Source organism: Vallitalea okinawensis (assembly GCF_002964605.1).
GTDB lineage: Bacteria > Bacillota > Clostridia > Lachnospirales > PQDH01 > Vallitalea_A > Vallitalea_A okinawensis.
Map to the genome: position 1 here is coordinate 262,482 of NZ_PQDH01000005.1, position 13,014 is coordinate 275,495.

Below are 13,014 nucleotides of genomic sequence, written 5' to 3' on the forward strand. Positions count from 1 at the left end.
ATTACCATATCTTTTATGATTCCATTATAGACCATCCAGTCTAGACTGTCAAGTCTATAAACATATAACTTAATTTTACATCATTTGAACACTATAAAAAAGCACGACAACGGGTATCCGCTATCGTGCTTCTTGAATATTTTACTATTCTTCTTCTTTAACTTCTTGATTTGTCATAATCTCAACTGTAATTTCTTCTTTTAATGTTTCTAATTCTTGAGCCATAATTTCGTTCTTCTTTTCGGCAGTTAAACTCTCACTGATTTGCACCTTAGCATCCTCTAATGGCATAACAACTTCTTCTTGAAGATTTGTTACTTTGATTAAATGCCATCCGAATTGAGTTTTCACAGGTTCAGACACTTGACCTTCTTCAAGTTCAGCAGCCCCTGCTCTGAAATCAGCATCAAAACCAGGGTCATCATAAGTAACAAAACCTAGTGCTCCACCCTGATCTTTTGTTCCATCAGTACCGTATTGAGCTGCTAAGTCTTCAAAAGAAGCACCATTATCGTATTCTTCTTTAACCTTAATCGCTTCTTCTTCAGTAGCTACAAGAATATGAGCCATATCTGCACCAGCACCAGTAGTGAACTGTACTAAATTCTCATTATAATATGTTTCGATTTCTTCATCAGTTACGGTTACATCAGCTGTATATTGTTCAATGAGTTGATTAACCATTAAGCCTTCTTTAATACGCTCTTTGAAACTCTCCTCATCTAAGGCATTAGCATTTAATGCTTCTATGAAAGCTTCTTCTGTATCATAATTAGCTTTAGCTTTATCATACTCAGCTTGAATATCTTCGTCATTTACTGCAAAATCTAATTCTTTAGCTTTTTGAGTTAATAATTGTGTTTCAATTAAGTAATTAAGGTATTCTTGCTCCTGTTGCTCTAAATAAGCCATAATTTCCACATTTTCTTTATACTCTGCACCATATTGTAATTCCATCATCATTTTCATATAGTCCATTTGTAAATCAACTTCTTCTTGGTAAATAGGTGTATCTCCTACCATTGCTGCAACTTCTTTATTCTCATCAACTTTTTCTTGACCTTCTTCACTTGAACAACCTACAATACTAAAAACTAAAAGTACTGAAAGTAAACCAAGCACTAAACTTTTCATTAATTTCATAGTAATCTCCTTATCTTCATTTTTTTCAGCGTCTAAGTAAAGATTTCTTACATCTACATAAGGTTATTAGGACCTGTCCCATTATACAATATACCTATGTATATTCTATGTTGTAATGATGAATAAATCATGAATATTTCATATACCGAATATTTACTTATATCCTGTAAATTCTTCGTTCATACAGGAAGCTGATTTTTTGTCAATCGATACCTTTTTTTCACATAACCACTCATATACTTTATCATACATCTAAATCAGCTTCAAGCCTCTTTCCTATCTAAGTCAATTAGGTATACAAAAATCCCCCACTTACATAAGTGGGAGATTGCGTTTATATTAAATACTCAAATATTTTATTCTTAGATTTTATCTCTTTTATCCATTGCCCATCGTAGGCGGGTTTCTTTTTTAAATTTGGATTTTCTAGGATTACCTACTGACCTATATATATCTAGTTGACCTAAGTCGACACATATTGACCATAAGGTATCAAAGTTCATACTCCTTTTATATTGACAGATAAAACCTTCTTTACCTGATAAGATATCCATACCTAATTGTAAATCATAAGCTTTATGATTAATTAAACTTTCATAAATCGTTGCATATCGTGTTTTTGTATAATACCAATCTTCATCAGGTCGATTATCATACTTGAGCATTTGAGAATCTTGAAAATGATTTGTAGCAATAATGAAATCTGCATCTTTCGTTGGCCTTCGAACTATTATCTTTTCTGGACACATTTCAACGACGGCCATATCCCCCTCTCTGTCTGCAAGTACTACATTATGCGACGTTGAGGTCTTTAAAGATTGTAACAAATCAATGGACTCCTCTACAGTTTTACATTTTTCTAATACCATACGCACCATGAACAAAAAGTTCATCCCCGGTTTTACTAATTTAGGCGCTACAAATGTCATCCCTACAGCCAAACCATGCTCATTTACACCATCTTCTTTACCAATCAAAGCATCTCCTTGTCCAATAAAGTAATATCCACCATCAGGTCTATACAATACACTTTCAGTGGTTTTCTTTAGCTGAACAAACATGTCATGATTCCTAGCAAAATATATTTGTGAATCCTTTCTATAGCAAAATGTACTGCATCCAAAGTCAAATGAAAAAGCACCAGCTGTAACTAAGAATGTTCCAAAGGATTCATAATCAACCTTTAATCCTTTTGCCATCCCTTCAATCTCTCTATTAATTTCAGGGTAGGTCTCATTACTGATATTTAAACTCTTAACCCCGAAATCTAGTCTCTCTTCGTCAAATTCTATTAATTGATCAAAACGAACTCCATTCTTATATAGTAAACTACCATAGTGATATCCCATGTCATAATGATCTCCCTGAAGTCGTGGCTTATACATTCATATCATCTCCTTACATTTGCTTACATTCATCATAGCAAATATAAGAACGTTAATACTTGATAATTATTGCTTTATTTCTACTGGCACATAAATTGTTATTTTAGCATCTGAAGCATGTAAAGAGAAATCGTTACTGTATTCTTCAATAATATAGCCATCACGTAATTGATAATCTGATTTCTTTAACCATACAAAATAAATATAACCATACAATTGATATAAATGCTGGAAGGATTCAATTATTTCAAAGGCAGCATATAACCCTTTATTGATTACTAATAATCGCATCTCTTTAGGAACGGTTATAACCTTCTCCACCTTAACTGCTACAAGTACATCATAGTTATAATTTTCATTAATCAGCCTACTATCATCTTCACTTTCCATCCATACGGTATATCCAACTCTAGTCTTCGTCTTATTATCAATCAAATGAATTTGTGATTTAAAAAGCTTCCATATTTGATCAAGATTATTGTTACTAAGGGATGTTTCTCCCATTGTTCCAATCAATTTCAGTTCATTTAAATCAATAATGGAAGGCTCCACTGCCATATCATAGTAAGTATATTTTAATTGATAATCATTTATTTTTTTTGTTAATAGAAGTGGGTTCTTTATAGGATTTTTTCTGTATTGGCTTGGCGTTTGACCAAAATATTCTTTGAACGCCCGCGTAAATGCTTCATGGCTGCTGTATTGACAATCTAGTGCAATATCAATGATTCGATCATTGGTATTTACTATTCTTTCAGCTATCTCAGTAAACCGTCTTTTCTTAATATAATTGCCAATAGTATCATTAACAACCATGAAAAAAACGCGATGAAAGTGATATTTTGATATATACATTTTTTTAGATATTTCATCTTGTATAGATAGATGATGAAATAAGTGATTCTCTATATATTTAATTGCTTCCTTAACTATATTAAAATAATCCATTTACTGATACACCACCTTGATCATACACCTTATCTTTATATAGTATCTGTTAGGCTATATAATATCAAGCCATTTAAATTAGCTAATAACACTTTCTCCAAAAAGAAGCCATAGCATGCTGTCTTGCATATTATGGCTTTACGTATAAATAAATATTTATCTAAAATCTTTTAAACATGCCAATGAATTCTCTTTCTTCACCATTAACATGCCATAAAAACTCCTCATTAACAACAAATCCTAGTTTCTCATAAACTCTGATGGCTCTTCTGTTAAACTTGGCTACATATAGTTTTATTTCATCATATTGATACTTCTCTTTACCAAAGTCGAGTATGATCTTTATAAGATCCGTCCCCATACCTTTACCTGTTAAATCTGGTCTCATCTGCACACCAAATATAATGCCCTCTTCCTCATCAAAATCAAAACAACAATTGCCTATTAGTTCCTTGTTCTCATTGTATAATGCAAAGGTATTCTCTTCATGGTGTATGTTTCTTGCCCATTGCTGCTTGGCTTCCGTTTTATCATTGTCATAGAAAGAATAGATCCCTTCATACTTCCATTCGGCAATATCCTTAGCATCCTCTTTAGAAGGTTTTCTAAAATCAATATACATGCTTACACCCCCCTTATATGTGTTATCATCATTCTACCAAGAAACCCATGACAGTACTACCTCAAAAATAGTTCTAAATGAACATGAGAAAGAGATGCCATAGGCATCCCCCTTTTTAAATACTATCATTATTTAATCGTATATATAATTCTTTGCACACTCTTTTCAGATAAGTAATATTTTTGTGTTAATTCTTTTATTGAAGATCCTTTTAGAAACTCTGTACATATCTCAATATTTCTTTTATTAAGCATAGATCTGGCGCCGCTTGCTTCTCCCCAAGATTTTTTATTTACGCTTTTCCTTGGGATATATAAACACTCTCCATCTACGTAATCTTGAATTAATCTAATAATTTCTTCTGGTAATACATCTTGTGCTTTAACATAGCCCATAGTTGCTCCTCCTTATTTATATACTATAAGGAAAGCAAAGACTACTATGTACAAACTCTATTATTTACCTACATTCATAGCAGTCTTTGCTATGGTCGTAAGAAAACTTTTAAAGATGGATACTTCATACAATCAACTCCAATCCTATTACATGAACTCATTAATTAAAATCTTTACTGAGTCCTCCTTTCAATCATAGCAATAATTTAACAAAATGTCCACTTTGTTAAATTAATTCCACCTATAATATATCTGATTAGCATTATCTGAATAGGATTATTAGTCGTTTAGCACCACAGTATATATAATCTAGAAAGACATTTTTGGCAAGTTAACACTTAACAAGGACTCCATTTAGTTCAACAATTATTAAAACAATCGTTAATCTTGAATTATAATCATTAATTAAAAACCTATAGAATAGACAAAGTGAAAAGTCTATCTATAGGTTTTTATAATACAATTCTTCTCTAATAACCTAATCCATTATTTTTTTTGTTGTGCTTACAATAAACTTAATAGCTGCAAAATATGCTTCTTGTTCATCATCACTTAATTTATTAATTTTGTTCAAAATATCATCTGTAATGATTCCCATTAAATCAGTAACAAAATCAGACCCTGCTTGAGTTAATGACAGGTAACTAACCCGTTTATCTTCTTCACATCTCATCTTCTCAACAAAACCAAAGTTGATCAATCTATTTGCAACTGGAGTAAATGCACCCTTTACAAGATTGAGTTTTTGACTAACTTGGGACATGGTTATTTTATTACCTTCATTAATGATGATGAGAGCTTTTATATGTGTATCTTTTATTTCATCTGGGAAATCGAATTTATCCTTTAATTTAGAAAAGAATGTATTTTCAATAATATAGTTTAGTTCAAAAATGCTACTAATATCGATCTCACGCATTGTCTCACCTCTTCTAGCTTTATTATAACATATGATTTGTCCACTTCATAGAATAAGTTTTAAATAAAACTATTTGACAAGGTATTATTTAGATGTTAAGATAATAATAGTTCAAATTAAAACTATTTTAGAAGAGGTGTAGTAAGAATGGACAAAACTCAACAGCTTGGAACTGCACCTATTGGCAAGTTACTTACCCAATATTCAGTTCCTGCAATTATTGCTATGATCGTAAACGCTATCTATAATATTGTCGATCGAATTTTTATAGGTCAGTATGCTGGTGAAAATGCATTAGCCGGCTTAACAGTCACCTTCCCTATGATGATGCTGATTATAGCATTTGCAAGTTTAATTGGTTCAGGTAGCGCTTCAATAATGGCTATTAAGCTTGGAAAAAAAGATAAAGACGGAGCAAGTAAGACTTTTGGTAACGCATTAAGTCTAGGTGTTATTGTAGCTTTTGTACTTATGGCAGTGTGTTACCCTAATATGGAATCACTATTGACTTTGTTAGGGTCTAATGCTAGTTTACTACCTTATGCTGCAAGCTATATGAACATTGTATTAATCGGTTTTATATTTCAAATTACTTCTTTTGTTCTGAGTAGTACTGTGAGAATAGAAGGTTATCCAATGCTTTCTATGGTATCCATGCTAGTTGGTGCCATCACAAATATTGCCTTAGATTTTGTATTTATAGGTATCTTCGGTTGGGGTGTGCAAGGTGCGGCTTTAGCTACTATTACAGGTCAAATCCTTGGTTTCATCGTACTAGTATCTTTTTATTTAAGAGGAAAAAGTACTTTATCTATTACTCGACAGAGCTTTATACCTCAACTTGCAGAGATCAAAAGTATTGTTAGTATTGGCTTCACATCGTTTTTATCAACCATTGGAGCAAGTGTAGCCTCAGTATTTCTAAATCGAGCATTGATCACCTATGGTGGAAACGCAGCTATAACTGCTATGGGCGCCATCAGTAGTCTTTCAACACTATTTGTCATGCCTATATTAGGGATTCAACAAGGCATGCAGCCTATCATTGGGTTCAACCATGGCTCAAAAGATAAAAAGAGAGTTAATAAAACTCTCCTATTCGGTATCTCAGCATCAACTATATTTGCGGTACTTGTGTTTATTGCACTACAACTTTTCCCAGAAACCTTTATGTCTATGTTCTTGAGCAAAGAATCAAGTACCATGTCCATAGCAATCACCGGACTGAGATATAGCACCATCATGCTACCATTATTGAGCATCGGTTTCATTGGTACAGCTTACTTTCAGTCAATAGCTAAGAGCAAAGAAGCTATCATTTTGGGATCATTGAGACAATTTATACTGTTGATTCCCCTCGTTACAATCCTACCAAGCATCTTTGGATTAACAGGTGTGTGGCTAGCTACTCCTGTTGCAGATGCTATTACAATCATAGCAACAGCTATATTGTTGATTAAAAGCGTAAGACAACCTTATGATTCAGATTCCAAGACTGTTAAGATAGAAAAAGACTCTGATCAAGCTCAACTTGTTACCTCTTAAATTCATTGATAGAACCCAGGGCACCTTTAGATGCTATCTGGGTTCTATCATTCTCATCTCAATTCCTATAGAATTTTATTTCTATACCTATACCACATATACTGAATTCTTTTCATACGTTGCTTCGTTAAGTTTTTAAGCATGCTATACATGTTCTCTATAAAAATCAACTCATTAATCTGAATCGTGTCTTGTGCATACATACTCTTTTCAAATATTTTTGCTCCTTGCATAACATCAATATCCTGATCCTTAAAGTAATCTGCTACCCCTTGCATATATTGATTAATTGTACAAGAGGGTTCTGTTGGCTTATATAGTAGTCCTAATAGCATCATATGATAATGGTACTGCAGAATCAGTTTATCTTTACTTTTGGAATGGCTATACCTTATCTTAAGCTGCAATCGTATAAGTAATGGGATGCATATAACAACTACGAGGAAGATTAAAAGACCATAGACCAGTACCCACTTGTTTTTTCCATTGACCTCTTTTTGACCAATCATCGTCTCAGATAAATTTGTTAATGTAGGCAGCAATAGATTGGTATCATCAGCATATTGATGAAATTCTTCATAAAACACCTTCGTCGGTTCAAAGGCTAACCAACCAAAGCCATCAAAATAGACTTCAACCCAAGCATGTGCATCAGTATCATAGACTGCATAGGTTTGGATACCAAATTCAGAGGCTGGTACCTTTACATCTAAATCCTCATAATAAATGTACTCATACTCTAATAATTCATCTACAGGAACTGTATAGGGTAGTTTATAGCCTGTAACATATCTAGCTGGTAACCCTAACGCTCTTACCATGACTGCCATAGCTGAGGCATAGTGAATACAAAACCCCTCTTTAGACTCGAAAAGAAAGTAATTAACCATATCATCATGATCATAATTGGATAAATCAGGTTCCAATGTATAGGTATAATTATAAGATAAATAAGCCTCTATAGCTCTTACTTTATCAATGTCTGCATCATATGGTTCTGTGATGTTCTTTGCTATCTCTATGATATCTTCAGAAATATCTTGCGGAAGGGTAATATATTTATTATAGATTGTTTCATTTGATTCCTTATTACTTTTACGTAGTAGTTCTACAAACTGGGGATCATCATATTGAAGCCTATAATACTGAAAAGTATATGTATAATCTTTACCTTCTAAATCTTCTATCTCATTTAATTCAACAGTATTGAGATGGGTAAACAGTAGATCTGTTGCGATGTTCTTATAGGTTACAGTGGCAGTAGCTAGTTCATATAAATTGTTCACGTCACCACCTTCTGCTAAGAGATGCAACCCTTCAATATTTTCTTGATAATTATCCGTCTCAATTTGAGGTTCTCCTCCAGTCCACGTTGTACCATCAAAAGTATCAAAGACCATCCCCCTCAAGTAAAGGATATCATCAGCCTCCACTGCCATCATAAAACTTTCATTATGATAGGGTTTGTTTTCCAAATCAGAAACATCCCTATCTTCTTGAATACCTGTTGATTGTCCTGTCGATAATCCGAGTATTTTACTAATGTCAGATGCTACCTCATTTACCCAACCTAAAGCATTGGTATTCTTATGTGTTAATAATAAGCAAAAGGACATTAGTAGTATACTGAAAACCATAAGACTTCTTCTACTCAGCCTTCTCTTCCCGTCACGAATACCTTCCCATGATATCCGTCTGTATACATTTCCTTCAAGATAATACAAAATGGCAATGAAACAGAAAATAAAGAAGCCATATCGATTATAGGATAATCGGATCATCTGACAGCATACAAAATATGTTAATCCACCTATTATAATGACTTTAGGTTTAAAATACTTAACAGTAAGAAAATAAACTGCTAAAGTTAATAAGAAGGAGATAAATATAATCGAATAAATATGGTATTCTTCTGCTAAATAATAATCAGATATAACAAATGTTTTATACACTTCCTCAAAAAAAGTTACTACTGAATTAATAACAGTATTCATTTGGTACTTATAGCTTAGAATGCTACCTAATAATAGCACTGAACCGAAAAGGCTTAAAGCTGCTATTGAAAAGTATTTTTTATTATAGAGACTTACAATAAGCACACCTAAACAACCAGCTGTTATCAAGCTAATCTGCATTATGGAATAGGAATACCCCAATGATGTACTCAATGATAGAATAATACACAAACTCAAACAATAACTCATCATATATCGCAAACATGTCTCACCTCCGATAAGTTACTCAACAATACCCGCCTAAAGTTGGGGCATATATTGATTAATGGTTAATCCTTTTTCCTGCATGTCGTTCATGCTGGATGAATTTTGTACCTGCTTAGAAGCTGAAGCATTAGCAAGGATATGATGTACAAAGACTATTTCATCACTTCCCTTAAGCGCCGTTAGCTTAGCTATTAAAGCTTCAGATATATGAAACGTAAAAACATGAACCATCCCTAAATGCTTTCCATTCCTCTTCTCTTCTAACAAATTATCAATTAAAATTTCCATATTTCGGTTAGGAGCAAATTGCACCATAGCCAGTTGTTTATAAAATATTCTGAAATCTTTAGCCCCTATCACCATCTTATCATAGTTATTTAAATCATTATACAATAGACGTGTTGGTATCCAATGATCCAAAAATACCTTGATATGACCAACCATTAATTCAATACAATAATCCTCTAGGAATAACTTTTCTTCTTCACTTACTCTCAAACTCTTTGTATCTAGTAACATGACTACCTTTTTTCTAAGCTTTTCTTTTTTTATTTTAACCATCCATTGCTGCATTTTAGCACTCATTTTCCAATGCACATTTTTCTTAGAATCACCATGATGATATGGTCTTATTTCAGATACACTATAAGGATCATGGGACATCAAGTTATTCCACTTACTACTTTCTTTATGAGACTCTAATAACATACTGGTATCATTTAATAGAATAATTTTAGGATAAACCATTATTTTTATAGCCTCAACACCTTTAAATCGGATAGAAAACAATCTAAAGGGATCTTTGATAATCACCGCTTCTATACCTATAGAAAAAGCTCCTCGGTACTTACACTGGAGTGAATAGTTAAAAGTACGCTTGGATTTTGGAACTAAGATAAATTCTTCTTTTTTTATAGGGTCATTGAATAATAACGAACTTCCAATCAGCTTAAGTTCCATAGGAGGAAATAGAAAACTGGTATCATTATAGATGGTACAGGTTAGCTGAGTATTACCACCTTTTAAAACATGCCTAGAGTCTATATCCTGTTTTACTTTAAAGACCATGAATGTAATAAAAACATAAAAAAGCGAACAAATAGGTAGGATAAGGAGCATATAAAATAATGCTGCAGATATTGTGCCTGGGACTTGATAAACAAAAATACCAGCGATCAGTAACATCAAACCATAAACTAATCTATTTTTTCTCATAAATCTTCACCGGAATGCCCACTTTTTTAACAATATCATTTAAAACCTTTTCCTCACTGCCTTTAGCTTCAGCTACTTGCTGCTTCATCACTAACCGATGAGCTGTGACGGGTATTACAAATTTTTGAATATCATCTGGTATAACGAAATCCCTTCCTGCATATGCAGCCCAAGCCTTTGCTGCAAACATTAAATGGATAGCACATCTTGGGCTAGCTCCTAATTGTATGTCTGGATGCCTTCTCGTCTCATTCACAAGTTTGAGAATATATTCCACTAATTCTTCACATATGTATACTTCCTTTATATCTCGCTGCATTTTCAGGATATCCTCAATCTCTACAACAGGTCTTAGTTTTTCTAGTGGGTTATCCTTTTCATAGGTTCGCATAATTTGCTGAGCCATCTCTAAGGAGGGATAACCAATTTGTGTTTTGATAAAAAAGCGATCTAATTGTGCTTCTGGTAATGGATAGGTTCCTAAAAATTCTATTGGGTTTTGAGTTGCAATGACCATGAAGGGTTTTGGCAGTTCATAAGTATTACCATCTACTGTTACGCGACTTTCTTCCATGGCTTCAAGGAGACTTGATTGTGTCTTTGGTGATGTTCTATTAATCTCATCCGCCAGAATAATATTGTTCATGACAACGCCTTCATAGTACACAAACTCATTAATTTTTTGATTGTACATCGAAAAGCCTGTTATATCAGCTGGCATGACATCAGGGGTAAACTGTATTCTTTTATAGGATCCATGAATTGATTTAGCAAGGGATGCTGCAGCTGTCGTCTTACCAACCCCTGGAATATCTTCTATTAAAACATGCCCTCCACAGATCAATGTAAGGCCAAGCATCTCAGCGACTTCTCTCTTCCCGATAAATACTGTCTCAATGTTGTCAATGATACGATTCATTTTCTCCTGTATATTTCCCATGCTTTCACACTCCCTCTTATTTGATTAAAATATTATGAATCTTCAATACTTTCCTTTTATTATACCATGATTATCAGTTATAAAATTAACATTTTTTTGCTTTTACAATTAAATTTTATACAAAAAAATCCACAACATCCCTGGTTGTTGTGGATAGATTAAATAGTATTCTATTTTAACTTGGCTTCACAATAAGGACATACCTTCCATTCTTCATTAACATGCTTATCACAATTAGGGCATTTCTGTTTTAATGAATGACCACAGTGGGGGCACATAACATAATCTCTTTCTATTGACTTGCCACAACCTAAACACTTCAACTTATTCTTTTCATTGTTGCGCATAACAAGGTAGATAATGAGCCCTAATAAATAGGGAACATATACTGCAACTAAGGTCCACATCCATTGATTGAGATGATGTTTCTTGGCATCTTTATACACAAATACTCCAATCAATACTGGTATGGACAAGAATATTATAGCCAGAACAGTTATGACAGCTACAGCTTTTTGGTCATCAGGTGACATCGTACCTACGTTTAAATAGAGCATCGTAAATATACTAATGATAAACAATGATATGAAACCTGTGATGAACCAAAAAATAATTTTAAATAACTTTTGATTATCTGCCATTAAATCAACCTCCTACATGACTTTTAAAAATTTAGATAACCCTTTTACAATGGGTTCTTTAAAAACTAAACTTATAACAACTAAACTCACTTGGATAGTAAAGGACATAGGAATGAGAATAAGCCAATAGTGATTATTGAAATACAAGCTCAAACCTATAAAACAAATTGCTATTAGAGTAAACATGACATTAGCTGCTAATGCAAAACCTAATATCCAAGACATGGCTTGAACATCTTTTTCGTCCTGTTCTATCTTCATCTTTTCAAATGTTTCTGTTGATAAATCTGTTGGTCTATGAACCTGCTTCTTGCCTAATTCAAAGAGTTCTTTATCTAGATCCAATGACGATTTTGTTTGTTGACTCATCATTCCACCTCCAATTCCTGTTTTAATATTTTTTTTGCCTGATTCAAACGTGATTTCACTGTACCTTCTGGTATATCCAGAATAAAACTTATTTCTTTAATAGGTTTTTCTTCAAAGTAGAATAATAGAATCACCGTCTTATAATGGTGTTTTAAGGCTAAAACTGCTTGCTTCAACTGTTCAGAAGTTTCATCCGATATACATTCATCTTCAGGTAAAAGGGTATCAGATGGAATGGATAAAAGTTCTGTTTCCATGGTATTCACAGTAAAATAACGTCTGAGCTTACTAGACCAACGTTTTTGCTTACGATACCAGTCTTTATAAGTATTGGTAGCTATGGATAACAACCAATTTTTGAACGTATATTTTTCGGAATACATTTGTATCTTGGTGATTACCTTTAGCCAAGTATTCTGAAAGAGGTCTTTTGCCTCTTCTTCTGAACCTGTTAAATAGTAGCAATACTTATATAGTGATTGTTCATAATTCTTTATTAGAATTTCAAAGTAATCACTGTAACCTGCTTTACACCGTTCAATAATTATAGCTTCATCCACATCTTCACCCCTTTCCAGTAAATTATCATCTACATTAATTACTACGAATGAGATTTACAAAGGTTCGAAAAAAATTCAAAAAAAACACGACCACATTTTTATGTGTCGTG

The 13,014-nt window shown here is 33.1% G+C and carries 13 protein-coding genes; 1 reads left to right on the top strand and 12 read right to left on the bottom strand.

What is annotated here, in order from left to right; genetic code table 11:
- Positions 1 to 144: 144 nt before the first annotated feature.
- The 6 genes from C1Y58_RS15585 to C1Y58_RS15610 all read right to left on the bottom strand — a co-directional run bounded on the left by C1Y58_RS15585 (position 145) and on the right by C1Y58_RS15610 (position 5,412).
- Positions 145 to 1,143 carry a peptidyl-prolyl cis-trans isomerase gene (locus C1Y58_RS15585; protein ID WP_105617009.1) on the bottom strand — a complete coding sequence of 333 codons (999 nt, stop codon included), beginning with the start codon at positions 1,141 to 1,143 and terminating at the stop codon, positions 145 to 147.
- 362 nt (positions 1,144 to 1,505) lie between these two features.
- On the bottom strand, positions 1,506 to 2,528 hold the full coding sequence (locus C1Y58_RS15590; protein ID WP_105617010.1) for a C45 family autoproteolytic acyltransferase/hydrolase: 1,023 nt from the start codon (positions 2,526 to 2,528) through the stop codon (positions 1,506 to 1,508).
- 66 nt (positions 2,529 to 2,594) lie between these two features.
- Positions 2,595 to 3,476, bottom strand: coding sequence for an AraC family transcriptional regulator (locus C1Y58_RS15595; RefSeq protein WP_105617011.1), 882 nt, complete (start codon positions 3,474 to 3,476; stop codon positions 2,595 to 2,597).
- A gap of 160 nt (positions 3,477 to 3,636) precedes the next feature.
- The gene (locus tag C1Y58_RS15600; protein WP_105617012.1) at positions 3,637 to 4,098 is read right to left on the bottom strand and encodes a GNAT family N-acetyltransferase; all 462 of its coding nucleotides are present in this window, start codon (positions 4,096 to 4,098) and stop codon (positions 3,637 to 3,639) included.
- A 128-nt stretch (positions 4,099 to 4,226) separates the two neighbouring features.
- Positions 4,227 to 4,493 carry a CD3324 family protein gene (locus C1Y58_RS15605; protein WP_105617013.1) on the bottom strand — a complete coding sequence of 89 codons (267 nt, stop codon included), beginning with the start codon at positions 4,491 to 4,493 and terminating at the stop codon, positions 4,227 to 4,229.
- A 478-nt stretch (positions 4,494 to 4,971) separates the two neighbouring features.
- Positions 4,972 to 5,412, bottom strand: coding sequence for a MarR family winged helix-turn-helix transcriptional regulator (locus C1Y58_RS15610; protein WP_105617014.1), 441 nt, complete (start codon positions 5,410 to 5,412; stop codon positions 4,972 to 4,974).
- Between the two features lie 147 nt (positions 5,413 to 5,559).
- Between C1Y58_RS15610 and C1Y58_RS15615 the strand changes: the two genes are divergently transcribed.
- Positions 5,560 to 6,957, top strand: coding sequence for an MATE family efflux transporter (locus C1Y58_RS15615; RefSeq protein WP_105617015.1), 1,398 nt, complete (start codon positions 5,560 to 5,562; stop codon positions 6,955 to 6,957).
- Between the two features lie 65 nt (positions 6,958 to 7,022).
- On the opposite strand, the gene C1Y58_RS15620 is transcribed toward C1Y58_RS15615, so the two are convergent.
- The 6 genes from C1Y58_RS15620 to C1Y58_RS15645 form a co-directional block, all read right to left on the bottom strand.
- Entirely contained in the window at positions 7,023 to 9,092 is a 2,070-nt protein-coding gene (locus tag C1Y58_RS15620) for a transglutaminase TgpA family protein (protein ID WP_157950134.1), read from the bottom strand.
- A 120-nt stretch (positions 9,093 to 9,212) separates the two neighbouring features.
- Positions 9,213 to 10,394 (bottom strand): DUF58 domain-containing protein, encoded by a 1,182-nt coding sequence (locus C1Y58_RS15625; RefSeq protein ID WP_105617017.1) that lies wholly within the window; start codon positions 10,392 to 10,394, stop codon positions 9,213 to 9,215.
- Positions 10,381 to 11,334, bottom strand: coding sequence for an AAA family ATPase (locus C1Y58_RS15630; protein ID WP_105617018.1), 954 nt, complete (start codon positions 11,332 to 11,334; stop codon positions 10,381 to 10,383). The genes C1Y58_RS15625 and C1Y58_RS15630 overlap by 14 nt, the downstream gene beginning before the upstream one ends.
- A gap of 170 nt (positions 11,335 to 11,504) precedes the next feature.
- Positions 11,505 to 11,975, bottom strand: coding sequence for a zinc ribbon domain-containing protein (locus C1Y58_RS15635; protein WP_105617019.1), 471 nt, complete (start codon positions 11,973 to 11,975; stop codon positions 11,505 to 11,507).
- A gap of 12 nt (positions 11,976 to 11,987) precedes the next feature.
- Positions 11,988 to 12,344 carry a hypothetical protein gene (locus tag C1Y58_RS15640; protein WP_105617020.1) on the bottom strand — a complete coding sequence of 119 codons (357 nt, stop codon included), beginning with the start codon at positions 12,342 to 12,344 and terminating at the stop codon, positions 11,988 to 11,990.
- A complete protein-coding gene (locus C1Y58_RS15645; protein WP_157950135.1) occupies positions 12,344 to 12,904 on the bottom strand; it encodes an RNA polymerase sigma factor in 561 nt (186 codons plus the stop codon). Before C1Y58_RS15645 ends, C1Y58_RS15640 begins: the two co-directional genes overlap by 1 nt.
- Positions 12,905 to 13,014: the final 110 nt, after the last annotated feature.